We start from the raw sequence: 25,011 nt of genomic DNA on the forward strand, positions 1-25,011 counted from the left end.
GATTTCAACATCACTTCGTTATTCTGTGCCAGCAGACTGCCGCGTTATGCGCCTGTCGGCTGCACATAAGGTCGGTCTGACTGGTCGAATGCGGCTCTCATGCATTGTGGAATGGTTGTCTTGCATCGTCGTCGGCGATCACGGTCTGTCTTGGACGGCTCTCATAACAATGCCCCGGAACGGGCTGGGGGTGACCTGCTCGTTCCGGTCGGGGTTGCAGCAGCCGTGCCTGTGCCGCCGCAGTCGTGGAAGAAATGACCTCTTTCAAGAGCAGTCGCCCTACTCATGAATCCTTGTAAGTCGTGGGTTCTCGGTTCGAGTCCGAGGGGGGGGCACCGTCTTGGGGGAATCCGGTCTTGTATGGAGAATCTGGGTTTGGTGGGTGTCTCGCCGAATCGCCCGCGTGTCTATAGCTCTGAGTTCGGGTCGAGGTAGTGGTTGCCGAAGGGCACCACCTTGCCGTTCTTGTCATAGGCCTGTATCTTGCAGTGGCCCTTCGCGGGGTGCTGGCTGTCGAAGAGGCTGTCGCATTCCTTGCCGCTGGTACTGTTGGGCCAGTTCTTGGGATATGCGAAATACCAGTATCTGACGCCCTTGTAGAAGAAGCCGGGTATCGCGTGGGTGGGCACGCTCTGATGCTCGGCGATCTGCACTCTCACCGCGTTCGCCGGCGCTGGCGCGAACAACATGAGATCGCTGCCGTTCTGTGTGGTTGATCCAAGGAGGAAGCTGTATTGGTGATCCACCAGTCTCGTGTTGTCGAATCCACACCCGCCTCCGCCTTCATCAAGGACGTATGCGTTCGGATGCTTGGGGTTGTCGGCAATGTCGTCCGAAAGGCAGAGAGTGTTGTCGTTCAGCTTCGAACTGAGTCGCCACCGCGTGCCGTCCGGCGCGACTCCGGTGGTGAGGGTCTGCCGCGGCATGCTTGCTGCAGGTATCGGTCTGCCGAGAAGGAACCAGGTGCCAACCAACGCACCCAGCACAAGAATTGTCGCGATCAGCTTCCATCGCCCGCGACTCCCTGCATGATGGGGAGACGGGACTGTGTGCTTCTCCGAATTTTCGACATTCATCACATCCTGATCCTGCCGAGGCAAATTGATGTGCACATCGTCGTCAGTTCCACTCATCGCGTTCTCTCCCGTTCTCTTCCCCCATGCCCATCAACCCTACTATTTGTTCTGTGACTGGTTTCACGATCCAGATTCTTGCATTCCTTCCAAGGCCTTCTCAGGAATGATGGATGGGCCGGCTCTCCTCAGATCGAAAGCCAGTAGTGGAATACAAAGGCAAGATTTCACACACGGGCGGTAATTCTCGCCAAAAAAAGCAACAAATGACGGTGTTAGCTTAGGAGCGTGCAACAACGAAGGTTGCAGCAAGCTAGCTTCATACAGTTCATGTAAGGAATGTCACGATGACTTTGCCACCCAAGGAAGGAGAGGGAATGCCCAGACTCGACGTGCATCTGCCCTCTTCGACATCACATATCGTCTGCATAGGCGACAGCATAACGAACGGCGATACAGGACTGGGGTTTCATGCCTCGCGTCCGTGGCCGCAATCCGTTGGAAGGCTGTTGAACGCCAAGGTCACGGCGTGCGGTCACGATGGTGCGAGCACAGTGGATTACAGGAGTTGCCCCGAGTATGGGCAAGCGAAGGCGGCGGTTCCGTCGGCCGACATCATTGTCTTCGGTCTGGGCACGAATGATGTGGATTTGGAACATGCGCGCGATCGCGATTCGGTCGCCAAGGTGATTCCTCGTCTTGAATCCCTTGTCAGGGAATGCATCGGAGATTCGACGCGCAATCCTGAGATCGCAGTCCTGTCAGTGCTGCAGTTCGCGACCGAGGAGCCGATTTTTCGTGAGCGCTTCGAATTGGCTGAGCTTGAGCAGCTGAATCAAGGGGTTGACCTGCTCAACGCCGAATACCGATGCATGTGCCGCAGAAACCATTGGCATTTCATCGACTATGCTTCGAACTTCAATCAGCGCCGTGAGTATTATGGCAATTCGATTCATCCCAATCAGCGTGGATACGACTTCATCGCGCGTATCCTCGCACCACGTCTTGCAGGGCTGCTTGGAGCCTGAGCGATATCTGCCGAGCGGCGTCTACACGCCGAAACGACCGGGAAGGCTCACCGGGAGAACTCACCGGGCGAAACATGCCAGAACCGTCATTCACCCTGCACGAAGCAATCCACGCGCATGCCAGAGTTGACTGCGCCTGCATTCTTCATGGGTGTCTCAGAGGTGAGCGGACGGTCAGCGCATACTTCAGAACAATCTTCAGAACATTCTTTCAAAGAGGTCAGAATCATATGGAACCAACAATGTCAGAATATCTTCCAATTATCGTCTGATTCATAGTGCCTTGGCCAATAATCTATTGGGATTTACGCAGTAAATACCTGGTTGCTCAGTGGCTGAGACTTTGGTTCTCATGACAGAGTGTTAGGTGCGAAGTGATGAAATGTGAACAGAAAGGCAACAAAGGGATTGTTAAATAAGGTCATATCGCTTAAATTAATACGATATGTTATTTTTTAATTTATCTGCTCTATTTTCATGCTAGAAAAGAGAAATCATGCCTTTCAGTAACCATAAATTGCTTCGTCAAATGCTTGTGCCACTTATTGCAATCACAATAGCTGTATCTTTCTCATCTGTGTCAGCAGCTTCAGCCGAGGCAGATGAAAATCGATTAAGCGAGCTTTCCAGTGTTGAGGATTTTTCGTATGCAGAGGAGCTTAATTCAATTGAGTCTTCCAACGAGCCTACAGATGATCTTGCAGCCATTATCTCGGCGGCATCGAACTATGATTCCGAGGAACCCTCAACGGTGCTTGATCTTGCTCAAACAGTCGCGGGACGTGGTGCAAGCTACCAAGGCTCCGATGATGATTCAGTATCAGCGCCGGACGGGACGATGCTTTCTGTTAGCCCAGAATCTGGAGAGATTAGTCTGAGTACCGATGACGCAATGGGTGCTGGAGAAGGAATATCGTTCAGTACTGCTTCGGAACCTGCTTCGACTGAGATTCTTGATGGCGCTATCGTCCAACAGGATATTAACGGGGACAACTCAAGTTCCATAACCCAACCCACAGATGATGGTTTCCAGGTTATTTACATTCTTGATGATGCTGAGTCCGCAGATAATGTTGAATTTGACATTGAACTACCGGCTGACACAACACTTCAATTGCAAGAAGACGGTTCCATATCTGTTATTGAAGAGATAGATATTGAGGTGCCGGACACTCAAGATCAGAAGCGCTATGAGTCGGAGGTTGAAGATGTGCTTGGTTTGTCATTGGAGGAGGGTTTGGAGTTGTCAGAGTCCGAGTTCAAACAAATTCGGACCGTAGACGAGGTGACCACCGACATTACGACCGTGCCGATTGAAGTCGGACTAATTGAAACACCTTGGGCGGTGGACGCAACAGGTCAAGCATTAGAAACTCACTTTGAAATTACGAACGAGGGCATTCGTCAGGTAATCGAGACCGACGAAAACACCTCTTTTCCCGTGATAGCGGACCCCTCGTGGTTTGACAAAGCAAAAAGCTGGTTGGGAAAATCCTGGACTTGGACCCGTGGAAAAGTCTGGTCTGGGGTTACTCGCACCAGTAAATGGGTGAAAGTTGGAAGTAAATGGGTTTGGAAGTCTGGCAAGTTTGTCATAAAGAAGGCAGGTTATCTCGGGCTTGCCCTTTGCGCGGCCGGGGCGGGATGGGCGTGGTATCGCTCTGATGCCTCGGGATGGGTAAGGGTTGGAGATGCAATAACGGGATGTATTCTATGAATAGTGTCAAGCTTCTCGGATTAAATTGCATATTCTGGCTAGTTTCAATGCTGTCAGCTATAGCAATTTCTAGAGCGCTAACCCCGTTCGGGCTAATAATCATTCCAATCAGCTGGTTCATCTTTCTGATCATTGTATGGATCGTACGAAAAAAATACTGCTCAGAACATTCTGCCAAATTAGATTCATTTTCATTATCTGTGTCGTTCTTTATTCTGTCGTTCTTCATCGCTCACATAATTTCCTTTTCCACCACAATAGGAATAATGGCAACATATACGTATTGCGGCGGGTGGCTATTATCAATCATGATCGCCCTTTTCTTTGAATTGCGATCTAAGCGTGTGAAATAGTTGTTAACTTTCCAATGCAGTGCCGGTGATCGCACGGATAGGACGTTTGGCGCGATGCAGAACATCCCGTCCGTGCGATACCTGTAGTCGAACGTTGTGAGGGCTCAGCGTTGCCGCTGCCGTAGTATCTGCAATCATCATGCACGGCCTTGTACGTTTATCGGAGTCACAACTAGGAATGGAATGTGCCATGTGCAAGCCTTCTTGCAGCAACCATCGCTTACATAGTGAACGGCTGCGTATCACATTGACGATATGCCTTATTTTGGTGCTTGGCATTGCTCTCATTGTGCCGGCAGCGCTAACAGCCGGTACTGGGAACCGCGACAGCGCGCCGAAGGTAACGCCGACAGCTCCTCTTTATACATATCGAGAATCGCAATAACGAAGGCTCTGGACGAAGCACAAGGGGCTGAAAATGGGGCAGCGGCTTTGGAAGAAGTTCATGGGTGGCAAGCGACTTAGTTGATGCCGAGGCGTTCCACGACATCGCTGGAGAAGGTCTGTTTGTGAAACTTTGATGAAACAGCTGGGCGCAAACGGTCTTCATGCCGCGGCTGCAGATGCGTGGCTACGGTGCCTGGCCATGACACCCAACAACGGGCTGTGCCCCGGTGCGGAGCAACAGGGGTGTTTTCTATGAATCGTTTCAAGCTTCTCCGGAATGCTGGAATGCGGTTCTGATTTCCTTGAAGTGCCACGGCCGGCCCTCTATATGGGCTCCCTGCAACTGGAGCAGAACGACTCCCCATTCTCGTACATGATCCCGTAACAGTAAGTTGGGCTTCCACCGCTGACCTCGAAGCAACTCTCATGCCAATCTTCACCATTGAAGTCTATGTGACTTCCCTCATCCTTAATGGGTTCGCCACATCCGGTACAAACGAGCATAACTATAAGCTTTTCCCGATGATAATGCGCCCAACATTCGGGAGAGGTAAATGGCGAGCAATGGTCGCTATCATGACGTTCGGAATAGTCATTCATATTTGCGGTCATACGACCGCAATTCGGGCATGTCTGGTGCTCGCCCGGGCGCGTCCGGCTGTTGTGCCCATCCATTCCACAAATAGAACAGGTCATAGGCATCGCATTGACATGTTAATTAAACTGGGAATAACCTCACTGCAATGCACCCATTTTGACAGGTGGGGCGCTTCGTCTCAAATGTTGGAACAATTTGGCACACACAACCGCTTACCTGCTGCATTGTTGCCGACCTTTTGAGAAAGCGCTATTTGTTTATTTGGAAATGGCTTCATATCAACAATTGAAAATGCAATACTTATCTAAAATTCAAAACCGGCAACAAAGTAATCAGAACGAAGAGAGTATGTGCTGCAGACATGAGAGTCCATTCGCGTCTATTGAATGAACCCGTCAGAAGACTGATTGCTGGATTCGTATCCTTTGAAAGAGATGGCAGCATTGTCATGGATCTGTGGAATTCGGATAAAATTGCTGCCATGACTTTTGAGAAGAGATCGGCGAAAACGAAGATTCCTGTGTGGAGCCTTCTGATCATCACACTGCCCCTGCTCGGTCCTGTTCTCTGGTTTATCAGCGATTTCGAAACAGATCGGTCGAGGCAGGCGGGACTTGTCGCGATTCCATGCTTGCTCATCATCGGCTTTATGTGGGGCTATTTTTCACGAGAAGATGAAGTGCATGAACTTGCATCCTCAGTAGGTTCACGGTGATATGTGATGGTGAGGTTCTCTTCGAGATTGCGAGTTTCAAGTTTTGGGAACTTCGCAATGTAGCTAGGACCAAAATACTGGAACATCGACCGATATCAAGCCAAAAATCGGAGTTTGTACTTTCTGAAGTTCCCAAAACTTGCAATCTCGAAAGACGTCAGGGCTTTCCCTATGCGAGAACAGTCATTCTCGGCCATTCTTGAGAGAGATTTTTGCTGCGGCGCCTGCAGCCTTTGATTGCCGTCAGCATATGAACATCGCAGAGTAGGCATTGCCTGAGAGCCAGTGATGAGCGGCACTTGCGAGTCCCGTTCGCGGATGTGTCTAGACTCCGGTCTGGCTGTGATACATCTGCGCGTAAATGCCATTGCGTGCGAGAAGCTGCTCGTGTGTGCCCTGTTCCGCCAGATGTCCATGGTCGATGACGACGATCAGATCGGCGTTGCGAATCGTGGAAAGCCTATGGGCGATGACGATGCTTGTGCGGCCTGCCGTCATGGTTGCCATCGCCTGTTGGATGGTCGTCTCTGTCACCGTATCGACCGAGCTTGTGGCCTCATCAAGAATGATGACCGGCGCATCGGCGAGCATCGCACGGGCGATGGTGAGCAGCTGGCGCTCGCCTTGGCTGAGCTCTGATCCGCCAGCACGCAGATAGGTGTCATACCCATGCTCAAGACGCGAGATGAATCCTTCGGCGCCTGCTGCTTCGGCGGCGTGAACGATTTCCGCCTTGCTCGCATCCTCCTTGCCATACGCGATGTTCTCCGCGACTGTTCCTTCGAACAACGATGGATCCTGCAGGACGGTGCCGAAGGTCCTTCGCAAGTCCAAGAGCCTATATTCCTGAATTGGCTTCCCATCGAGCAGAATCTGTCCGGAATCCAACTCATAGAAACGTTCCAGCAGATTGATCAGCGTCGTCTTTCCTGAGCCGGTCTGACCGACGACCGCGACCTTGGTTCCCGCCGGAATGTGCAGGCTTATTCCATGGATGACCGGTTCGTCCGGATCATATCCGAAACGGATATCGTCGAATGTGATGTCTCCCTTTGGATTCGTCACGGCGAGGGCCTCTGCCTGGTCGACCGGTTCGGTCGGTTCGTCCATGATCTGGAAAATGCGTTCAGCGCCGGCAACGGCAGTCTGGAATGTATTGTAGATATTCGCGATATCGACGAACGGGCGCGAGAATTGGCGGACATACAGCAGGAAACTTGCAATCACGCCAATCTCGATCTGCCCATGGACCGCCATGATGCCGCTGGCGACGCAGACGGCCAGAAAGCCAAAATTATTGATGACATTCGATAATGGCATAAGCATTCCCGACCAGATCTGTGCGGTGGTCGCGGTTGTGCAAAGCTCCGAATTGAGTGATTCAAACTGCTCGGTCACAGCCTTCTCTCTCCCATATGCCTTCACCATGCTCAAGCCAGAAACAGTTTCTTCGACATGGCCGTCAAGTCTGCCGAGAACCTGCTGCTGCCGCGCATACAGCGGCCTGGTGCGAGTCGTGACCACCTTGGTCAGAATCAGCACAAGAACCACGGGAACGATGGCAATCAAGGTCAGCAATGGACTCAGAATCATCATGAACGTCAAGGTTCCGAGAATCGTGAAGCTGTAGACCATCAGCTCCGCGACGGAATCTGAGATCGTCGTGCTGATGTTGTCCACATCATTCGTCAGCCGGCTCATAAGCTCGCCATGCTGATGCCGGTCGAAGAACCTCAGTGGCAGATGCTTCAGGGAATCAAACAATGCCACGCGCAGATGCAGCACGACCCTCTGGCCTGCCGACGCAATCAGGTATCCCTGTGCAAAATTGACGAACCAATCGAAGACGTAGACGAGTGCCAGCAGGAACAGCGCACTTTCAATCGGATCTCTCAGAGAGATGCGACTGATGACCTTGCCGACCATCAGCGGAGAAAGGACCGATGAGCATGCCGATAGGCCGGAGAAGATCAGAACGGTCCCAAAGCCCTTGCGGTGCCCTGATGTGAGATCGAAGAGACGGCGCAGGGTTCCTCGCAGATTCTTTGGCTTGATCACGGCTCTGCCACGGCGCGCCATGCCGCCACCCATAGTGGGTCCGAAACCTCGTGCGCCGCTCATGCTCTCACCGGTCCGATCTGCGATTCAAAGATGGCATGATATTGTGCACTCTTCGACATGAGTTCGTCATGAGTGCCGGAATCGCTCAGACTGCCCGCATTCATCACGAGGATCTCATCCATGCCTCGTACCGTGGATATGCGTTGCGATACCACAATCATCGACATGCCCTTGGATTCAGCTGACATTTCACGCAGATTATCAAGCACCCGGGCCTCGGTGAAACCATCCAGTGCACTCGTGCAATCGTCGAGAATCAAAAGTTCCGGCTTTCGAAGGAGGGCCCGAGCCAAAGAAAGCCGTTGCTGCTGACCGCCCGACAGATTCACGCCGCCTTGCCCTATCTCCGCATCGATGCCGTGATCAAGGTGCTCGATGAATTCGTCGGCGCTTGCCCGGCGAATTGCCTGCCACAGCTCCTCATCGGTGGCCGCGGGGTCGCCCCATAGCAGATTCGAGCGAACGGTTCCTGTGAACAGCACAGGATGCTGAGGAACGATTGCCATGTGCGCGCGCAGATCATGCAGGTCCATGGAATTCAGAGGCACGCCTCGATAGAGGATTGTTCCCTTCTGAGGCTGATAAAACCTGGGAATCATGGTAATGAGTGTGGTTTTGCCTGAGCCGGTCGGACCGATGATTCCCAAGGTGGAAGGGCCGGGCATGTGAAAGCTCAATTGCTTCAACGAAGATGCCGAAGCCCCTGGATGGGTGAAGGTGACGTTCGAGAATGTGAGAAGATCGGTGCCAGCTGCATTCGTTCGTGGACGGACGGGATTCTCCGAAGGCTTATGGCGTGCGTTCTTCGACTCGGTCTGCGCAGGTCCTTCGCCAGTCGGCCGCTCATCTGGTTCATCAAAGATCTCTTCGATTCGATGGGCCGACGCCGATGCCCGCACTGCCGTATTCAGAATCGCAGAAACGCGGCCAAGTGCGAACAGAACTTGCGTCATGTAGTTCACGCAGGCCATGAGCACGCCGATTCTGCCTGGGTCCTGTGTTCGAGAAAGCCATAGCAGTGCGATTATTCCGGCATTGACGGTGAGATTTATCAATGGCCCATAGACGGCGGAGATGCGTGAGGCACTTACGGTCGCACGCGCGAAATGACCGGCGGCAATGTCGAATTTCCTCTGTTCCCGATCTTCTGCGCCGAAGGACTTGATTACTCTGACTGAGACCAGAAACTCCCTGCTCGCGCTGCCAAGACTGTCAAGCGCCTTCTGGGCGCGCATGAAACGGGGGAAACCTGCGCGCATGCTCGCGGTCGTGAGAGCTGCGCAGACCAGTATGACAACCAGAATAACCGCTGTCTGCCGAGGTACCTGAATGATGATCAGAACGATTGCGCCGATGCATGTGATGGGTGCCTTGAGCATGATTCGCGTCATGCCTTGCGTAAAGTTCTGGATCTGAACGACGTCGTTGGTGATGCGTGTGATTATTGCGCTGGTACGCAGCCTGTCGACGGATTGGAACGGTAGTCTCATCACCTTGGCAAAGGCGTCTGACCGAATGTCGCGGCCGATGAGCTGGGAGAACCTCGATGAATAGACGTTCCGTATCACTGCGGCCATGGCACCAAGCGCCGCGGCTCCCAGCATGACCATGCCCCAATGAAGCACGCTGGAAACATCGCGACGAGTCACGCCGTCATCCACGACATGCGACATCAGCGTGGGTTGAAGCAGATCGGTTATCGTCTCCACAAGCAGAAAGGTCAGGGCAGTGCACACCATTGCGATGTGTCTTCGAACATAGCCACCAATCAATCTCATGTGCCCTCCCCGAAACTGCGCCGTCCAGATGCCGTCATTACCGTGTGGACGATTCATGAGCTTACGCCAGAAACGGTCGCGAATCTCGACTTTCATGATTGGCGAGACGCCAGGCAACGGCAAGCCACCAATTTCATGCCTTTTCACTGGCGAATCCTGCGAGCTGCTAAGTTTTTGGCACTTCTCTGAGTAGTAGATGCTGAAATCGGTGAAATCACGGTAGCGGTTCGGCTAGATTCGAACGTCGATACTTGAGCGAGTGCCAAAAACTCGCAACCCCGACCTGCAATGCGGAAAATCATGCCGGAGATTCCCGTTTAGGCCTTCATGAACATTGCGCGTTCGCGATAGAGTTGCCTCATGGTTGACATTCTCGTGGTTGAAGATGAGCGTGATCTGAATGACGTCGTTTGCATGTATCTGCGGGACGCTGGATATGAGGTGACTGGCTGCCTGAATGTCCACGATGCCTATGAGGCGATGCACGGACGCATGTTTGATTTGGTGATCTCCGACATCATGATGCCGAATATCGATGGTTATGCATTCGCTGCAAAGCTTCGTGAGCTGTATGCGAACCTGCCAATAATCTTCATGACTGCCCGTGATGACATTGCATCCAAGAAGAAGAGCTTTCACACCGGCGTTGACGATTACATGGTCAAGCCAATCGACTACGACGAGCTTGTGCTGCGTATCGAGGCGCTGCTCAGGCGTTCGCACATCGTCGATGAGAACAGGTTGGAAATGGGTAATTTCTCCATGGACGCAGGCCAGATGACATCAAGCATAGGCGGCGAGGAAGTGCCGCTGACCGCGCGGGAATTCAATATCGCATACAAGATGCTGAGCTATCCGAAGCAGGTTTTTTCCAGGGCTCAGCTGATGGACGAGTTCTGGGACACTGAGTCATACACCGGTCTGAGGGCGGTTGACGTCTATATCACCAATCTTCGCAAGAAACTTGCCGATTGCGATGGTTTCGACATCGTGACCGTTCGAGGTCTGGGCTATAAGGCGGTGCCACGGTGAGAAGAAAATCATCAGTCGAAGCCCTTCAGATCCACGGACCTGATGCGTCCGAGATGGAAGCTCTTCCCAGGAAGCGCTCCATGCGTATCAAGGAACGCAGATTCGCGCCGAGCACCTTCATCTGGACCTTTGTCATCCTCTGTTCCCTTGCTGGATGCCAGGCCTTGATCCTGGGCTCCTATGTGAAGCTTCCCTCGTTCCCCCCGCTTTTCATTGCCGGAATGACCGGCTACTGGGCGATCGTCGCCGGAATCGTCAGCTTCATATCCTATCGCCAGGTCCGCAGGCGTCTTGAACCGGTGCATCGCTTCAGCGAAGCCAGTCAGCTGGTTGCCGACGGCGACTTTTCGGTCTATCTCAATCCCAGGCATCTGCCCGAGTCGAAGGACTGGGATGCCGACGACGAGATGTTCAAGGACTTCAACATCATGGTCGAGGCACTGGGAAGCATCGAGACCATGAAGAACGATTTCGTGGTCAATGTATCCCATGAGATCAAGACCCCGCTCGCCATCATCCAGAGCTATTCCCAGTTATTGGGCAAGCCTGGCCTGAGTGACGAGCAGCGCACGCACTATAGCGAGATCGTGACCAGCGCGACCAAGCGCCTTGGTCAGTTTGTGACCAACATCCTCAAGCTCAGCAAGATGGAGAACCAAAGCATCGACCTGCAGCTTGAGGACTGTGACATTCCCCGCCAACTGACCGATATCGTTCTGGGTCTGAGTGACAGCTTCGATGCGCGCGACATTCAGCTGGACATCGATATGGACGATACGGCCTTGGCCAAGGCCGATTCTGGTCTGTTGGAGATCATCTGGGGAAACATTCTTGGCAATGCCATGAAATTCACGGAACCTGGCGGCCATGTCTCCATCAGGCAGAGCTCCGATGATTCGATGGTCAGCGTCGAGATTCGCGATGATGGCTGTGGAATGAGCTCCGATGAACTCGCCCACGTCTTCGACAAGTTCTATCAGGCAGACACCTCGCATGCAGCGCAAGGCAACGGATTAGGCATGGCGATGGTGCATCGTGCGGTTGAGCTGCTCGGCGGTTCGATCACCATCCACAGCGAAAGGGGCAAGGGAACTGAGGTGCAGGTGAGGCTCCCTGCCGCCTGATCTCTCCAGTGTTCGTGCGTATTCGCAGAATTCGCAATAACTAACACAAATCAAACAATTCACCAATATTCGCCGAACGTGTCTTCTTTAGATTAGATGTTGTCAGCTCAACAGCACAACGTGAAGGAGATAGCAATGACCGCCGCAAACGCAACAACGATCTCAGCAGCAGCACATGACTTCGTTGGATACGAATACAAGACCATATCGGTTTCCGCGTCGCTCGAAGGCCTGTATGCAGACAGCTACCGTTCGTTCGGATGGTCGCTCGAATCATCGGAGCAGGATTTTCTGTCGAAGAAATCGATTCTCAAGTTCAAGCGCGATCGACAGATTCGCAACAAGGCGGAGCTGCTTCGCCTGCAGCGACAGTTCGATTCATATGCGGACCGCATCGATTCCTTGGAGACGGAGCCAAAGTCAAATGCAGGAATGCTTGCCGTCGGCATCGGGGTTGTGGGATGTGCGTTCCTTGCAGGCGCTGTCTTCTCATATCTGGGTGGCCTGATCGTCGCCATGATCCTCCTCGCGATTCCAGGATTCCTGCTCTGGATGCTCGCCTATCCGATGTTCCGGCATTACGTGTCTTCGAAGACCAGCAAGGTCGCCCCTCAGGTCGATGCGGCATACGATGCAGTCTATGAAACGGCGAAGAAGGCAAGCTCGCTGCTGTAGTGCCAGACGACGATTCGCAGTCGCACCCCGCTCGTGCAATCAGGATTCATGTATCCAAAACTCATTCAATTCACTAAAAACTGTCCAACAATATCAGTACTCACAATAAATCAACAATATTATGAAGGAGTCATCATGAAGGTTTTTCTAGGCATCGTCGCAGCAATCGGCATCGCAGCAGGAGCTTATATATGGAGATCACGCGCCGTGGAGAAGAATTGACGTATTCGATTTCGATGGCTTTGCCGCAGGTGGTGCGCAAGGCCATGAGAAGTCCGCATCATGAGAGGCTAGCCGATCCGAGGATTCGGCATCGTTCTGGGTGCTTAAAATCCATACTGCGATCAGCGCGCACTTATGATGCATGAAGTGTGAAGAGAGGAGAAGGGGATGATTCATTACGCCCAGTCGCTTTGGAAGCAATACAAGAACCTTGAGGTTTCCGATCGGGCGGCTCTTGGCGCAGCAGGTTCCTTTGCCGCAGGTGTCGGGATGGCATCCGTAAAGTTCGGGTTGGGAATCTTCACGCAGTCAGTCCTGTTCATCGTCAGCGCCGTGTATTACCTCGTGCTATGCCTCTCTCGATTCGTCATCGTGTACCGTCATCAGAAGATCAGGCAGCTGACAGATGCCGTTTTGCGTCTGAACCGTGAGACGAGCGTGTATCACAGGACCGGCCTGTTCCTATCATGCATAGGCCTGAGCTATGCCGCATTCTCAGTGACATTGATCTTCGTTGGATCGACGGGAAAATATTCGGATATAGTCGCGATAACCGTCGCGACGATCACCTTCATCAAGATCGGCATTGCAGCCAGAGGTCTGATTCTTTCTAGGCGTGAACGCAATCCGATGGACTCTGCCGTGCGCTTCCTGGCGTTCACTGACGCGATGCTGTCGATCGTCGTCATGCAGAACGTTCTGCTGGTTTCCCAAGGCATCAGTGAAGCGGGCAGAAGCTCGGGAATCTTTGGAATCGTTCTTGGCGTATGCGTCGTCGTCGCCGGGCTTGTCATGTTCTTCAGGCGTACCTCGAAAACGACGTTCCAGGCGAAGCAGATCGAGCGATAGCTCAGTCGAGACCCAGCTCGAAGGCTGCCTTCATTTCCTTTCGCGAATACGTCTTGAAGGCCATCAGGGTCTGTGTGCTCAGGACTCCGTCGACCTTGGCTATGCCATCGGGGATGATGCCGGTCAGGTCATCGAATGCCGCAGAGGATACGACGGCCACGAGGTCGATGTCGCCTGCCACGGAATAGACGTCCCTGACACCGGGAATCTCTACGATTGCCTGTGCAGCCTCATTGATCTTCTGCGATTCAGCGCTGATAAGTACGATTGCGTCTGCCATAATGCTCCTTCTTGATGACACCGAGGGATTCGTCACGATTCTACTCGCTGCGTGGCCTCATCCATCCTTCGCCACCTTGCATCTCAAGTATATGGCGACGATTGGGAAAGCAAAGGTGCATGTCTGGAAGTGCCTCATTTGCTCGATTCCTCGCAGTGATCGGCATTCACTTTCCTCTGCCATACGATGGAGGGAACTTGACGACGACACGACTAAAGGTCACATAGACCATAAGTCATGTATACTGACAGTGGTTTCCGTGAACGGCGCGGAATGCAAGCCACGCGAGTTGTGAAGGCCATTGTCCGTATTTGATGAAGATTGCCGTCATTGCAATGGGCGCCGCCTTGATGCACTCGTCAGAGAGAGGTGAATCATGCCTTTGGGAAATGTCTCGGAGCGCAGACGAAGCGCCCCCGATCTGGGCGTATCGGTGGTCATCCTTGCTCTTGACAAGCATGGCGGGGCATCCGCTGGGACTTGCGATTCAATGGAGTCACAGGGTTTGTCCAAGCCCGAAGTTGGCAGGCTCTGGCTGCCTCTTGTCAGGCGCGTGAAGCAGCCATTCCGCGATTGCTGGGCTCTGCCTGGGGCTGGTCTGCGAAGCGACATATCGCTTGAGGATGCCGCATTCGCCGCCTTGGAATCGACGACGAAGCTTCATCCTCACTATCTTGAACAGCTCTATACCTTCGGAGGCCCACATCGCTCCCAGGGAGGACTTCCTATGGTCTCGATCGTGTATTGGGCCCTCGTCGGACAGGCCGAAGCCGAGGCACTGCATGAGGCGCACAACGTCCAGTGGTTTGCGACCGATGCCCTGCCCACTCTTGCCTTCGACCATGCTTCGATCGTCGACTATGCGCTCTGGCGGCTGAGGAACAAGATCGAATATTCCTCGATAGCGTCACGACTCGTGGGAGACGAGTTCACACTCGCCCAGCTTCGGCATGTCTATGAGGCGGTTCTTGGAAAGGCTCTGGACCCTGCGAACTTCCGCAGACGGCTTCTCTCTTCGGGAACGTTGCAGGCGACCGGAAAATCCCAGGTCCGGGGTCGCCACAGACCTGCTGCGATTTACCGCTATGCTGCAGGGACGCCCGCCGATGAAGCGTATGAGGGAGTGCTGTCCGCGGTCACTGCAAACAGGCTGTTGGCAGACAGGATTTCCGTCGGGGATTCGCAATGAGACGGAGATTCGCAGTGAGCTGGGGATTCGCAATGAGACGGGGAAGCGGGGGTGTCCGGTGCTCATGTGCGGCGAATCCCGCGGAATCGAATCTTCGAATCCCCAACGATCAGATGAAGATGTGATGAGAGAAAAGGAATGTCATGACCGCAATCAATGAGATACTCGAGCGTCTTGGCGCCGAAGACAGCTGTGATTCCCGGCTCACCCTCGACCCCTGGGCCTTCGACAGACCTGAGGAGAAACCGACATATGGGCCAGGAGCCTCGATCTTCGACACCCTGCCATCCTTGGCTCCCAAGCAGCGCATGATTCCCGAGCGTTACAGGTCGGCCAGCGATGCCGAGCTGGATTCACGCATCACGGAGGCCAAGAGGAAACTCGGGTCACAGCTACTGATTCTGGGACATTTCTATCAGCGTGACGAGATCGTCGCTCATGCCGACTACATAGGGGATTCCTTCCAGCTTGCCAAGAACGCGACCGAACATCCCGAGGCCAGATATATCGTGTTCTGCGGCGTGCACTTCATGGCCGAGACTGCGGACATCCTGTCCAACCCGGAACAGTCGGTAACGCTTCCCAATCTTTCCGCAGGCTGTTCGATGGCCGACATGGCCAACATCGACCAGGTCGAGGATTGCTGGAAACAGCTGATGGATGCTTGCCCAGACAATGCAGACGACGATGTCCGCGCTCCCATCATTCCCATCACCTACATGAATTCGTCCGCAGCCTTGAAGGCCTTCTGCGGTCGTCATGGCGGCATCGTATGCACATCGTCCAACGCCCGGGCTGTGCTGGAGTGGGCCTTTGAGCGCGGGAGGCGGGTCCTCTTCTTCCCCGACCAGCATTTGGGCAGGAACACCGGGATGCAGATGGGCATTCCTCCCGAGAGGATGCGGTTGTGGAATCCCAGGAGGCCGATGGGCGGATCGACGGCTGATGCGTATGCCAATGCCAGGATGATTCTCTGGAAGGGCTTCTGCTCGGTCCATCAACGATTTACCGTCGAACAGATCGAAAGGGCACGGCAGGCATATCCGGGCGTGAAGGTCATCGTGCACCCCGAATGCTCGATGGAAGTCGTTCAGGCGGCCGATGGCACGGGATCTACCGCCTATATCGTCAGGGAAATAGAGGAGGCACCATCGGGTTCGGCCATAGCAGTCGGCACTGAGATCAACCTTGTCAATCGGCTTGCCGCCGAGCATCCGGACAAAACGATTTTCTGTCTCGATCCGGTAGTGTGCCCTTGTTCGACGATGTATCGCATTCACCCTGCATATCTGGCCTGGGCATTGGAGAGCATAGTCGAAGGCGACATCGTCAATCGCATCACGGTGGACCCGCGGACGGCAGCCGATGCACGCGTCGCGCTGGAAAGAATGTTGGAGGTTCGTCCATGATCGTCGTCGTCGGTGCAGGAATTGCGGGGATATCCGCTGCGCTCGCCATAGCCGGGGGAAGCGGTGAGAAGGAACTCGATTCAGGGCAGACCGGGCAGGATGTGCTGCTGATTTCCAAGACCAGCTTCACCATGTCCAATACCTTCTGCGCACAGGGTGGCATAGCGGCTGCGGTCGCCGATGACGACAGCCCTGAGATGCATGCCCATGACACCCTGATCGCAGGCGACGGGCTGTGCGACAGGGAAGCGGTCGCAATCCTGACGACCGAGGGAGCAAGGGAGGTGAAGGCTCTGGCCAGGAATCTCGTGCATTTCGACCGTGACGGTTCCGGCCAGCTGCAGCATGGCATGGAAGGGGCCCATGGCGTTGCACGCATACTGCATGCCGGTGGCGATGCCACTGGATACGTGATGGAGAACGACCTGGCATCCGTCGCAGCTCTGAACCCGCGCATCCACATTCTTGAGCACGCTTTCCTGGAGAGTCTGCGCGCACGCGATGGAGAGATCGAAGGTCTGCGCGTGCATATCGATCTCGACGCCGAGATGTCTGCGATGTTGAGGAAGGTCTATGAGACGCGAGCGGACGATGAGGTGGTGCATGAGCTGCGTGCCAGAGCCGGAAGCGATGGTGGCGGCGCGGTCGAGATAGCGGCGCGGTCGGTGATCCTAGCCACTGGGGGAGCTGGGCAGGCGTACGAATATACGACCAATCCCGAAATTGCCACCGGTGACGGTGTGGCCGCCGCGTGGCGAGTGGGAGCTCGCATACAGGACGCGGAATTCTATCAGTTCCATCCCACGGCTCTTGCGGCCAAGAAGCATTTCCTTGTGTCGGAGGCCGTTCGGGGCGAGGGGGCGGTGTTGCTTGACAGTGCCGGGGAGCGATACATGCCAGATATCGATTCCAGAGCCGAACTCGCTCCACGGGACATTGTCGCACGGGCGAATTTTCGCACGATGCAGCGCCAGGGTGGGGATCCGGTTCGTTTGGACGTCACCGTTCTGGCAGACAGACATCAGGATCTGGCCGCTTTCCTGAAACGGCGCTTTCCGACATTGGACCACTTCACGAAAAAAGAAGGCCTTGACTGGGCGACGTCGCCGATTCCGGTCACTCCTGCGGCTCACTATTGGATGGGCGGCATCCACACCGATCTATGGGGAAGAACCACGGTTCCAGGACTCTATGCCGCAGGGGAATGCGCGAGAACAGGAGTTCATGGAGCGAACCGTCTGGCTTCGAATTCGCTGCTCGAAGGCTTGGTGTTCGGAAGACGTGCGGGCATTGCCGCCGTGATGGACGCCGCCGCCAGCCGTGCCGATGGCAGTCCTGTAGATGACAATGGTGTAGATGACAGCGGTGTAGATGACAGCGGTGTAAACAGCAACCGTGTAGATAGCAACCGTGTAGGCAGCAGCGGTGTAAACAGCAACCGTGTAGATAGCAACCGTGTAGGCAGCAGCGGTGTAAACAGCAACCGTGTTGATGCCGTTCGCCTATTCCCGGATGGAACGCTCCACATTTCGGGACATATTCCCACCCGCGAGGAAATCCAGAGGCTGATGTGGACGAACGTCGGCGTGATTCGCAGAGAATCCGACCTGAAGCAGGCCGTCCATACCCTCTTCGAGTGGTTGCAGACAATGGATGCGGTATATGCGCATCGACTTGCGAGCGACGTGCAACGGGGTGGCGGAGCCAAGGGGCAGGGCGAGACCCTTGGAGACGGAAAGCCTGAAAGTCCGTCGCAGTTCGAAGAGAGCAAGGCGTCTTCGGCAACGACCTTCATGGAAAATCGCAATCTGGTGACTGTGGGGTATCTCATCGCAAAAGCGGCCCTGAACCGGCCAGAGTCGCTCGGCGCGCATGCCAGAGAGTGAATGAAGACAGCATTGAGACATGCTTGATAACGGTTCGGGGGAGTGTGCGAAAGAGAAAGGATCCGATTGCAGAAACGTCAGGTCCTGACTCGTGGTCCAGGAATGCATGTTCATCCAACCGCAACAGCTGCGCCCTGTCTCCATCAGGTCAGGACGACTGCCGATTGACCCCGTGCGTCCATATAGATAAGGAAGCTGTGATGTTGAACCAAACAATTGTTCAGGAACTTCTGCAAAGAGCATTTCAAGAGGACTCGCCCCAAGGGGACATAAGTTCGAGCCAGGTCATTCCAGAAGACTTCATTGGTGAGGCGGATCTCGTTGCCAGGCAGGAAGGCGTCATCAGTGGGATTGACATATTCGCGCAGGCATTCGGATACATCAATCCGCAGGTGACGGTCGAGCGATTCATAGCGGACGGCCGGAAGTTCGATTCTGGCGAGAGACTTGCAAGGGTGTGCGGTCCCATGCGGGCGATTCTGAGAAGCGAGCGCGTCGCACTGAACATCGTGCAGCATATGACGGGCATAGCGACGGCGACTGCGGCATTCGTCCGCGAGGTGGAAGGCAGGAACATAGCCATAAAGGATACGCGCAAGACGCTGCCTGGACTTCGGGCCGTGCAACGCTATGCGGTGACCTGCGGCGGTGGTGTCAACCATCGCAATGGTCTGTCGGACGCCGTGATGATGAAGGACAACCATCTGGCCGTTCTGCGTGCCCTCGGGGTGCCTGTTTCGCGGGCAATCGCTCATGCCCGAACCATACGCATCGATGGAAGTCCTGTCGTCGTCGAGGTAGAGGTTGATGATCCTACCCAGATCGAGGAAGTCCTGTCAGGGCATCCGGATGTCATCATGCTTGACAATTTCTCGCCTGAGGACACCGTCGCTGCAGTGAGACAGATCGATCATAGGGCAGAGGTCGAGGCGAGTGGCAACATGACGCTGGAGAAGGTTCGTTCGATTGCGGATTCAGGAATCGACACGATTTCCATAGGATCGCTCACCCACAGCGTCAAGGGAATCGACCTAGGTCTGGATTGGGCGGATTGATGGCAGGGAATGCGTCCTGGGAGGCGTCGGATGCTCATGATTCATATGCTGCAGATGAGGCCATGTATCTGGATGCCGCCTCGACCGTGGCTGTGTCGCCAAGCGTCATCAAGGCGATGCTCCCATTCTGGCTGAGCGATTATGCGAATCCTTCAAGCGTCCATGCCTATGGGAAGTCAGCTGCCGAATCTCTGGAGAATGCAAGAAGGATATTCGCAAGCGACTTGGGTGCGCCAGCTCATGAAGTGATTTTCACATCGGGTGGCACGGAGTCGGATAACTTGGCGATCAAAGGCATGGCCATGGCTCTGCGCTCTGCGCAGATCTCCGATGGCGACACAGCCACTCCTAGAGGCGACCGCACCCGACGAAATCACATTGCAATCTCTGCCATCGAGCATCCTGCCATAATGGAGTCCGCACAGTGGATGTCTCGGTATTTCGGTTTCCAGATCGATGCGCTGCCTGTCGACTCGTCTGGACGGGTTGATGTGGAAGCATATGAGACGATCGTTTCACATCGCACCGCATTGGTGAGTGTCGCCTTGGCCAACAACGAAGTGGGAACGATGCAGCCAATTTCGGAGCTTGCGCGAATAGCCCATCTCAATGGTGCCTTGATGCATACCGACGCCGTTCAGGCCGCCGGCCATGTTCCCATAGACATGGCTTCCCTTGGCGCTGATGCAATGAGTGTTTCCGGTCATAAATTCGGCACTCCGAAGGGCATGGGAGCTCTTATCCTGCGTTCGGCAGCGCCATATGAACCCCTTATCTCGGGTGGAGGGCAGGAGTCAGGCCGCCGTTCAGGGACTCAGGACGTCGCAGGAGCCGTCGGCATGGCGGTCGCGCTTCACGAATCTGTGCAGCGCATGAGATCCGTTGGCGAACAGATCGCGGAATCGCGCGACATGCTCATCTCGGCGGTTCTCGAAGCCATCCCCGAGGCCCGGCTGACCGGTGCCCGAGAGCCTTCGCAGCGACTTCCGGGCCATGCGTCCTTCGTCTTTCCCCGTGTCTTGGGCGAGGCACTCCTCGTGGATTTGGACACGGCAGGAATCATGTGCTCCAGCGGATCGGCATGCTCCGATGCACGCGACGTGGCACCGCGCACCTTGATGGCAATGGGATATGACGAGCAGACCGCGAAGACATCGATCAGGATGACATTCCAGACACCATTGGAACCAGGACAGATACGGAGAATCGTTCATGTGCTGGATTCCTCCTACCATAGGCTCGCAGGGTAGCCGATCCAGCCGGTGGTCCTTCCCGAATGAGCTCAGGTCTCGGTCTTGATTCCGGTTCCGTGACGGTCTTCAGGAAGCGCCGTCGTCAATCCATGGACTGCATGGCGTTCAGCTCTTGTCGTCATCGTTCGGATGCTCGGATTCCAAGGCGTCATCATCTGGAGATTCATTCACGTCTTCGAGGATTCTTTGTGGGCCCTTATCGGAGTCGAGCCTGTCATCATCCTTCTTGGATCGTGGAGACTTTGCGTGCTTGCCCACATATCGAAGCGTCGGTTTTGATTCCAGACGGGATAGGCCATTCCATGCAAGATTGACGATATAAGCGGCAAGCTGCTCCTTGCTTGCCTTGCGGCTATCGGCCCAGTACTGCCCAGTGAACACGGTGAGCCCAACCAGCATCTGGGCATAGAACGGACTGCCTTTCGTGGATATCCTGCGACGATGAAACTGCTCGCTCAGAATTTCCTCGACACGCATGCTCACCTCTCCCAGCAGCGAGCTGAAGGAACTGGCAGGGTCGGTTGTAGGGGAGTCGCGTGCAAGAATCTTGAATCCCTCGGTGTGCTCCTCTATATAGGTGAGCAGAGCCAGCGCGGTCTTCTCGACGATCTGACGTGGATGGCCCTCGGCATCGCTCAGAGCCTCTGTCAACGCATTCGTCAGGGATTGCATCTCTCTATCCACAACAACGGCATACAGGCCCTCCTTGCCGCCGAAATGCTCGTACACTATCGGCTTGCTCACCTTGGCCTTCGAAGCTATTTCCTCGACGCTCGTCGACTCGAAGCCATGTTCTGCGAATAACGACCTGCCGATGGCCAGAAGCTGCTCCCGGCGCTGAAAAGAAGTCATCCTTGTAGTCCCGCTCATGCTTCCTAGTGTCGCACGCGTGCTAGCCACACGGGATACTATGCTCAGAGATGGCACACATCGGAAGCTGACGATGAACGCGCTTTGCCTCGATCGTTTCCTGCGCCCGCATTCGCCTGCGGCAATGCTGCAGCGCAGTGATGCTTGGGCAAAAACCGGTCCTCAGGTGTAAGGAACAAGGAGGAGTGCCGTTCGTTGTTGGAGAATTGAGCGGAAACTGGCAGAATGAACACTATGGTTTGGGTAATTCTCATTTGGCTGCTAGTACTTGCAGTTCTGGTAATTGTGGTGCTGTGGCTCGCTCGCGGGAATCAAGGAATGGTTCGGGTGACCGCTGACATAGACGAGCATGCGCGCGAAGGCTGGGACATCAAGCGCAAGCGCCACGATCCGCGCGTCGCAGGCACCGCGCCGTCGTTCCAGCCCAAGGTCCACGCGCATCCTGCTTCGGGTGCACGCAGCATTCTTGAAGAGACATCTGAGAATCCGGTATATGTCAACAACGACTCGGTTGTCGAGGTGCATGCGCTGTTCCAGAGCGATTCCGACGAACCTTCCTCGTTGAAGGACGACACGAACCAGGGCTTGTCCGGCACGCATTCGCCGCAGGATGACCGCGGCGGTTCCACGGCCGAAGGCCAGTGAGGAAGTCTGTCCCTCTCCATTTTTAGGGTGAACGGTATGGATACAACTTCAGTAATTTACATTGTCATCGGGCTGGCGATACTGCTTATCGCAGTCGTCGTTGCAGCGCTGATCATCAGACGCGCCGGAGTCAGACGGCGTGGCGCGAGCGCATCAGGTGTTTCACGTGAAACCGAGGCTGGGACGCAGGGCACTTCGCCGGATGTTGAGCATGCGGTGGTTTTGACCGCATCTCAATCGGAGACAGAGACCGTTCCAGCGTCGTCGATACCAACGGCAGGTCAAGACACACGACCATCCTCGCCGCTTCAGGCTCCTGAGTCATCGTCGTCGAGGCTCGTGCGCCTCAGAGCGAGACTTTCGAAAAGCGCAAATCCGCTTGGCAAGGCGCTGCTCACCATTCTTTCCAAGAGTCATCTGACCGAAGGCGATTGGGAGGATGTCGAGGACACGCTGCTGCTGGCCGATGTCGGTGCCGAAACGAGCGCTCACCTTGTCGAGCAGCTGAAATCCGATGTGCGCGTGCAGGGTGAGGCCGATCATGCGGCCGTGCGTGAAATGCTCAGAAATCGTCTGCTTGCAATAGTCGACGCAGGGATGGATCGTACGCTTTTCGCTGAGCGAGCCGAGATGCAGCGATCTGATGCGCCAAAGCCATCCGTGATCATCATGGTGGGCGTCAACGGAACCGGAAAGACGACGACCGCCGGGAAGCTTGCACGGCTTTTCGTCGCCGAGGGCAAGTCGGTGATGATGGCCGCCGCGGATACCTTCCGAGCCGCCGCCGCGGACCAGCTTGAGACATGGGGCAACCGTGTCGGAGTGAGTGTGATTCGCAGCGACCAGGACGGTGCGGATCCGGCGTCGGTGGCCTTCGAAGCCGCGCACGAGGCGCAGGACAAGAATGTCGACGTGCTTGTGGTCGACACTGCAGGTCGTCTCCAGAACAAGGCCAATCTGATGCAGGAGCTGGGTAAGATCCGTCGAGTCGTGGAGAAGACGGCGAAGGTCGATGAAGTACTGCTTGTATTGGATGCGACGACAGGCCAGAATGGCATGGCTCAGGCGAAGGTGTTCGCTGAGGCCATCGGAATCACCGGCATAGTATTGACCAAGCTCGATGGCTCGGCGAAGGGAGGCATCGTCATCTCGGTGCAACAGGAGCTCGGAGTTCCTGTGAAGCTTGTCGGATTGGGCGAAGGTCCCGACGACCTGACCGTTTTCGACCCGCCCGCGTTTGTTGAAGGTATCCTTGCAAGCAGTTGAATGAACCCAATGTTGCAGGATGTTTAATTTTGTTACATTGTCGTAACGCTGAGTGACTCTGACCGAAATCCGTTGCACGTTGTATTGCAATCGTTGGTCTCTAAGAAGAGGTCGCTACCATTGTTACAGGTCGGGTTCACTCGACATCGGTTCTCGGTCTTGGTAGGCAGGGAGAAAGAAATATGAGAGGGAGGTAGATATGGACACTGGAAACGCAGCATGGATGTTAACGTCCGCGTCCTTTGTATTCCTCATGACGCCAGCAGTGGCGTTCTTCTATGGAGGTATGGTCCGCGCAAAGGCAATTCTGAACATGCTCATGCTCTCGGTAGGCGCATTGGCGGTTACCGGAATCGTATGGACCCTATGGGGTTGGTCGATTGCATATGCAGGTACTGACATCGGTGGGATTTTTGGCGACCCTGCCACCGGGTTCCTGCTTAAGGATACGATGGTCTCGACGGACGGCGTCTTTGGATCGGTGAGCACCAAGGGAGCCTCGTACCCACCGAGCATTGACGTCGCCTTCCAGGTAACGTTCGCAATGATTACCGTGGCCCTGATTTCCGGTGCTCTTGCAGAGCGCATAAAGTTCAGCACCTGGATGATATTCGTCGCCCTATGGATCACATTCGACTATGCACCGATGGCGCACATGGTCTGGAATGGCGGTCTGCTTTCTCCAGATGGCGCGATCTCACAGGCGATCGGTGCGCATGCCCACGATTTCGCAGGCGGCACCGTTGTCCATATCAATGCTGCAATAGCGGCTCTGGTCATCGTCCTTATCATTGGCAAGCGCAAGGGCTTCGCCAAGGAGCCATTCCGTCCCCACAACGTCCCATTCGTCATGCTTGGCGCATTCCTCCTGTGGTTTGGCTGGTTTGGATTCAATGCAGGTTCCGCATTCGGTGCGAATGGCACCGCGGGCTATGCCTGGGTCTCCACGACGGCGGCGACATCCGCCGCAACCTTGGGCTGGCTCTTCACGGAAAAGATTCGTTCGGGGCACTACACGGCAATTGGCGCGGCGTCGGGCATGGTCGCAGGCTTGGTCGCCATCACTCCTGCCGCTGATGTGGTATCACCGTTCTGGGCCATGGTCCTCGGACTCATCGCAGGCATCGTCTGCTGCTTCGCATGCGGACTCAAGTTCAAGTTCGGCTACGATGACTCGCTCGACGTCGTCGGCGTGCACGGTGTAGGTGGCGTCACGGGAACCGTCCTTATCGGCTTCTTCGGCGAAGGCACGGGTTTGTTCGCGGGTGGCGACTTCAAGCAGCTGCTCGTTCAGATTGTGATCGCATTGGTTGCGATCATCTTCTCCGCAGTCGTTACGGCGATCATCGCCTTCGCTCTCGAGAAGACCATTGGATGGCGCGTTACCGAAGCCCAGGAAGTCAGCGGTGTCGACTTGGCTGATCAGGGCGAGCGTGCCTACGATTTCGCTGGGACTGCCAGCTCGATACTCAAGGAGGTGAAGTGA

22 protein-coding genes and 1 pseudogene are annotated in these 25,011 nt (G+C 55.0%); 16 read left to right on the top strand and 7 right to left on the bottom strand.

From position 1 onward, the window contains the following. Nucleotides 1-407 precede the first annotated feature (407 nt). Nucleotides 408-1,133, bottom strand: a complete 726-nt coding sequence (locus QN062_RS07435) for a hypothetical protein (protein ID WP_369341192.1) — start codon at nucleotides 1,131-1,133, stop codon at nucleotides 408-410. A 287-nt stretch (nucleotides 1,134-1,420) separates the two neighbouring features. Here QN062_RS07435 and QN062_RS07440 point away from each other — a divergent pair, with 287 nt between their 5' ends. Together QN062_RS07440 and QN062_RS07445 are read left to right on the top strand one after the other, a co-directional pair. After that, on the top strand, nucleotides 1,421-2,101 hold the full coding sequence (locus tag QN062_RS07440; protein ID WP_369341193.1) for an SGNH/GDSL hydrolase family protein: 681 nt from the start codon (nucleotides 1,421-1,423) through the stop codon (nucleotides 2,099-2,101). Between the two features lie 496 nt (nucleotides 2,102-2,597). Beyond that, entirely contained in the window at nucleotides 2,598-3,818 is a 1,221-nt protein-coding gene (locus tag QN062_RS07445) for a hypothetical protein (RefSeq protein ID WP_369341194.1), read from the top strand. A 1,064-nt stretch (nucleotides 3,819-4,882) separates the two neighbouring features. Here the strand turns inward: QN062_RS07445 and QN062_RS07450 are convergent. Then, nucleotides 4,883-5,260, bottom strand: coding sequence for an LIM domain-containing protein (locus QN062_RS07450; protein ID WP_369341195.1), 378 nt, complete (start codon nucleotides 5,258-5,260; stop codon nucleotides 4,883-4,885). Between the two features lie 344 nt (nucleotides 5,261-5,604). On the opposite strand from QN062_RS07450, the gene QN062_RS07455 reads away from it, so the two are divergent. Then, nucleotides 5,605-5,871 carry a hypothetical protein gene (locus QN062_RS07455; RefSeq protein ID WP_369341196.1) on the top strand — a complete coding sequence of 89 codons (267 nt, stop codon included), beginning with the start codon at nucleotides 5,605-5,607 and terminating at the stop codon, nucleotides 5,869-5,871. Between the two features lie 324 nt (nucleotides 5,872-6,195). Here the strand turns inward: QN062_RS07455 and QN062_RS07460 are convergent, their stop codons facing one another. Both QN062_RS07460 and QN062_RS07465 read right to left on the bottom strand, forming a co-directional pair. Beyond that, nucleotides 6,196-7,992: an ABC transporter ATP-binding protein gene (locus QN062_RS07460; RefSeq protein ID WP_369341197.1), complete on the bottom strand. Its 1,797-nt coding sequence runs from the start codon at nucleotides 7,990-7,992 to the stop codon at nucleotides 6,196-6,198. Next, a complete protein-coding gene (locus QN062_RS07465) occupies nucleotides 7,989-9,770 on the bottom strand; it encodes an ABC transporter ATP-binding protein (RefSeq protein ID WP_369341198.1) in 1,782 nt (593 codons plus the stop codon). The genes QN062_RS07460 and QN062_RS07465 overlap by 4 nt, the downstream gene beginning before the upstream one ends. Before the next feature lie 360 nt (nucleotides 9,771-10,130). Between QN062_RS07465 and QN062_RS07470 the strand changes: the two genes are divergently transcribed. The 4 genes from QN062_RS07470 (at nucleotide 10,131) to QN062_RS07485 (ending at nucleotide 13,672) form a co-directional block, all read left to right on the top strand. Next, entirely contained in the window at nucleotides 10,131-10,802 is a 672-nt protein-coding gene (locus QN062_RS07470; RefSeq protein WP_369341199.1) for a response regulator transcription factor, read from the top strand. After that, the gene (locus QN062_RS07475; RefSeq protein ID WP_369341200.1) at nucleotides 10,799-11,926 is read left to right on the top strand and encodes an ATP-binding protein; all 1,128 of its coding nucleotides are present in this window, start codon (nucleotides 10,799-10,801) and stop codon (nucleotides 11,924-11,926) included. The genes QN062_RS07470 and QN062_RS07475 overlap by 4 nt, the downstream gene beginning before the upstream one ends. A 135-nt stretch (nucleotides 11,927-12,061) precedes the next feature. Next, nucleotides 12,062-12,601, top strand: a complete 540-nt coding sequence (locus QN062_RS07480) for a hypothetical protein (RefSeq protein WP_369341201.1) — start codon at nucleotides 12,062-12,064, stop codon at nucleotides 12,599-12,601. A 390-nt stretch (nucleotides 12,602-12,991) separates the two neighbouring features. Further along, the gene (locus QN062_RS07485; protein ID WP_369341202.1) at nucleotides 12,992-13,672 is read left to right on the top strand and encodes a hypothetical protein; all 681 of its coding nucleotides are present in this window, start codon (nucleotides 12,992-12,994) and stop codon (nucleotides 13,670-13,672) included. Between the two features lies 1 nt (nucleotide 13,673). Here QN062_RS07485 and QN062_RS07490 read toward each other — a convergent pair whose 3' ends face one another. After that, nucleotides 13,674-13,952 (bottom strand): Lrp/AsnC family transcriptional regulator, encoded by a 279-nt coding sequence (locus tag QN062_RS07490; RefSeq protein WP_369341203.1) that lies wholly within the window; start codon nucleotides 13,950-13,952, stop codon nucleotides 13,674-13,676. Nucleotides 13,953-14,328: 376 nt separating this feature from the next. Here QN062_RS07490 and QN062_RS07495 point away from each other — a divergent pair, with 376 nt between their 5' ends. From QN062_RS07495 to QN062_RS07505, 3 genes and pseudogenes are all read left to right on the top strand, one after another. Continuing rightward, complete coding sequence (locus tag QN062_RS07495) at nucleotides 14,329-15,141, top strand: NrtR DNA-binding winged helix domain-containing protein (RefSeq protein ID WP_369341204.1); 813 nt, start codon at nucleotides 14,329-14,331, stop codon at nucleotides 15,139-15,141. A gap of 143 nt (nucleotides 15,142-15,284) precedes the next feature. Then, entirely contained in the window at nucleotides 15,285-16,550 is a 1,266-nt protein-coding gene (gene nadA / locus QN062_RS07500; protein WP_369341205.1) for a quinolinate synthase NadA, read from the top strand. Continuing rightward, a pseudogene (locus QN062_RS07505) lies at nucleotides 16,547-17,746 on the top strand (L-aspartate oxidase); the annotation flags it as partial. The gene nadA and the pseudogene QN062_RS07505, both read left to right, overlap by 4 nt. On the opposite strand, the gene QN062_RS07510 reads toward QN062_RS07505, so the two are convergent. Then, entirely contained in the window at nucleotides 17,667-18,335 is a 669-nt protein-coding gene (locus QN062_RS07510; protein ID WP_369342575.1) for a pentapeptide repeat-containing protein, read from the bottom strand. The pseudogene QN062_RS07505 and the gene QN062_RS07510 overlap by 80 nt on opposite strands. Before the next feature lie 8 nt (nucleotides 18,336-18,343). Between QN062_RS07510 and QN062_RS07515 the strand changes: the two genes are divergently transcribed. From QN062_RS07515 to QN062_RS07525, 3 genes are all read left to right on the top strand, one after another. Beyond that, nucleotides 18,344-18,436: a hypothetical protein gene (locus QN062_RS07515; RefSeq protein WP_369342576.1), complete on the top strand. Its 93-nt coding sequence runs from the start codon at nucleotides 18,344-18,346 to the stop codon at nucleotides 18,434-18,436. Between the two features lie 200 nt (nucleotides 18,437-18,636). Next, complete coding sequence (gene nadC / locus QN062_RS07520; protein ID WP_369341206.1) at nucleotides 18,637-19,491, top strand: carboxylating nicotinate-nucleotide diphosphorylase; 855 nt, start codon at nucleotides 18,637-18,639, stop codon at nucleotides 19,489-19,491. Beyond that, nucleotides 19,491-20,741, top strand: coding sequence for a cysteine desulfurase family protein (locus QN062_RS07525; protein WP_369341207.1), 1,251 nt, complete (start codon nucleotides 19,491-19,493; stop codon nucleotides 20,739-20,741). The genes nadC and QN062_RS07525 overlap by 1 nt, the downstream gene beginning before the upstream one ends. A 108-nt stretch (nucleotides 20,742-20,849) precedes the next feature. On the opposite strand, the gene QN062_RS07530 is transcribed toward QN062_RS07525, so the two are convergent. Continuing rightward, on the bottom strand, nucleotides 20,850-21,596 hold the full coding sequence (locus tag QN062_RS07530; protein ID WP_394854718.1) for a TetR/AcrR family transcriptional regulator: 747 nt from the start codon (nucleotides 21,594-21,596) through the stop codon (nucleotides 20,850-20,852). 345 nt (nucleotides 21,597-21,941) lie between these two features. Between QN062_RS07530 and QN062_RS07535 the strand changes: the two genes are divergently transcribed. The 3 genes from QN062_RS07535 to QN062_RS07545 all read left to right on the top strand — a co-directional run bounded on the left by QN062_RS07535 (nucleotide 21,942) and on the right by QN062_RS07545 (nucleotide 25,011). Next, on the top strand, nucleotides 21,942-22,259 hold the full coding sequence (locus QN062_RS07535; RefSeq protein WP_369341209.1) for a hypothetical protein: 318 nt from the start codon (nucleotides 21,942-21,944) through the stop codon (nucleotides 22,257-22,259). A 36-nt stretch (nucleotides 22,260-22,295) separates the two neighbouring features. Beyond that, nucleotides 22,296-23,525 (top strand): signal recognition particle-docking protein FtsY, encoded by a 1,230-nt coding sequence (gene ftsY, locus QN062_RS07540; RefSeq protein ID WP_369341210.1) that lies wholly within the window; start codon nucleotides 22,296-22,298, stop codon nucleotides 23,523-23,525. A 199-nt stretch (nucleotides 23,526-23,724) separates the two neighbouring features. Beyond that, a complete protein-coding gene (locus tag QN062_RS07545) occupies nucleotides 23,725-25,011 on the top strand; it encodes an ammonium transporter (protein ID WP_369341211.1) in 1,287 nt (428 codons plus the stop codon).

This window comes from Bifidobacterium sp. WK012_4_13 (assembly GCF_041080835.1).
Lineage (GTDB): Bacteria > Actinomycetota > Actinomycetes > Actinomycetales > Bifidobacteriaceae > Bombiscardovia > Bombiscardovia fermentum.

Coding starts and splice junctions, on each gene's coding strand:
- nadA (WP_369341205.1), top strand. CDS start 15,285: ATGACCGCAATCAATGAGATACTCGAGCGTCTTGGCGCCGAAGACAGC.
- QN062_RS07485 (WP_369341202.1), top strand. CDS start 12,992: ATGATTCATTACGCCCAGTCGCTTTGGAAGCAATACAAGAACCTTGAG.
- QN062_RS07470 (WP_369341199.1), top strand. CDS start 10,131: ATGGTTGACATTCTCGTGGTTGAAGATGAGCGTGATCTGAATGACGTC.
- QN062_RS07525 (WP_369341207.1), top strand. CDS start 19,491: ATGGCAGGGAATGCGTCCTGGGAGGCGTCGGATGCTCATGATTCATAT.
- ftsY (WP_369341210.1), top strand. CDS start 22,296: ATGGATACAACTTCAGTAATTTACATTGTCATCGGGCTGGCGATACTG.
- QN062_RS07440 (WP_369341193.1), top strand. CDS start 1,421: ATGACTTTGCCACCCAAGGAAGGAGAGGGAATGCCCAGACTCGACGTG.
- QN062_RS07545 (WP_369341211.1), top strand. CDS start 23,725: ATGGACACTGGAAACGCAGCATGGATGTTAACGTCCGCGTCCTTTGTA.
- QN062_RS07450 (WP_369341195.1), bottom strand. CDS start 5,260: ATGCCTATGACCTGTTCTATTTGTGGAATGGATGGGCACAACAGCCGG.
- QN062_RS07530 (WP_394854718.1), bottom strand. CDS start 21,596: ATGACTTCTTTTCAGCGCCGGGAGCAGCTTCTGGCCATCGGCAGGTCG.
- QN062_RS07465 (WP_369341198.1), bottom strand. CDS start 9,770: ATGAGATTGATTGGTGGCTATGTTCGAAGACACATCGCAATGGTGTGC.
- nadC (WP_369341206.1), top strand. CDS start 18,637: ATGTTGAACCAAACAATTGTTCAGGAACTTCTGCAAAGAGCATTTCAA.
- QN062_RS07515 (WP_369342576.1), top strand. CDS start 18,344: ATGGAAAATCGCAATCTGGTGACTGTGGGGTATCTCATCGCAAAAGCG.
- QN062_RS07445 (WP_369341194.1), top strand. CDS start 2,598: ATGCCTTTCAGTAACCATAAATTGCTTCGTCAAATGCTTGTGCCACTT.
- QN062_RS07480 (WP_369341201.1), top strand. CDS start 12,062: ATGACCGCCGCAAACGCAACAACGATCTCAGCAGCAGCACATGACTTC.
- QN062_RS07490 (WP_369341203.1), bottom strand. CDS start 13,952: ATGGCAGACGCAATCGTACTTATCAGCGCTGAATCGCAGAAGATCAAT.
- QN062_RS07455 (WP_369341196.1), top strand. CDS start 5,605: ATGGATCTGTGGAATTCGGATAAAATTGCTGCCATGACTTTTGAGAAG.
- QN062_RS07435 (WP_369341192.1), bottom strand. CDS start 1,133: ATGAGTGGAACTGACGACGATGTGCACATCAATTTGCCTCGGCAGGAT.
- QN062_RS07460 (WP_369341197.1), bottom strand. CDS start 7,992: ATGAGCGGCGCACGAGGTTTCGGACCCACTATGGGTGGCGGCATGGCG.
- QN062_RS07495 (WP_369341204.1), top strand. CDS start 14,329: ATGCCTTTGGGAAATGTCTCGGAGCGCAGACGAAGCGCCCCCGATCTG.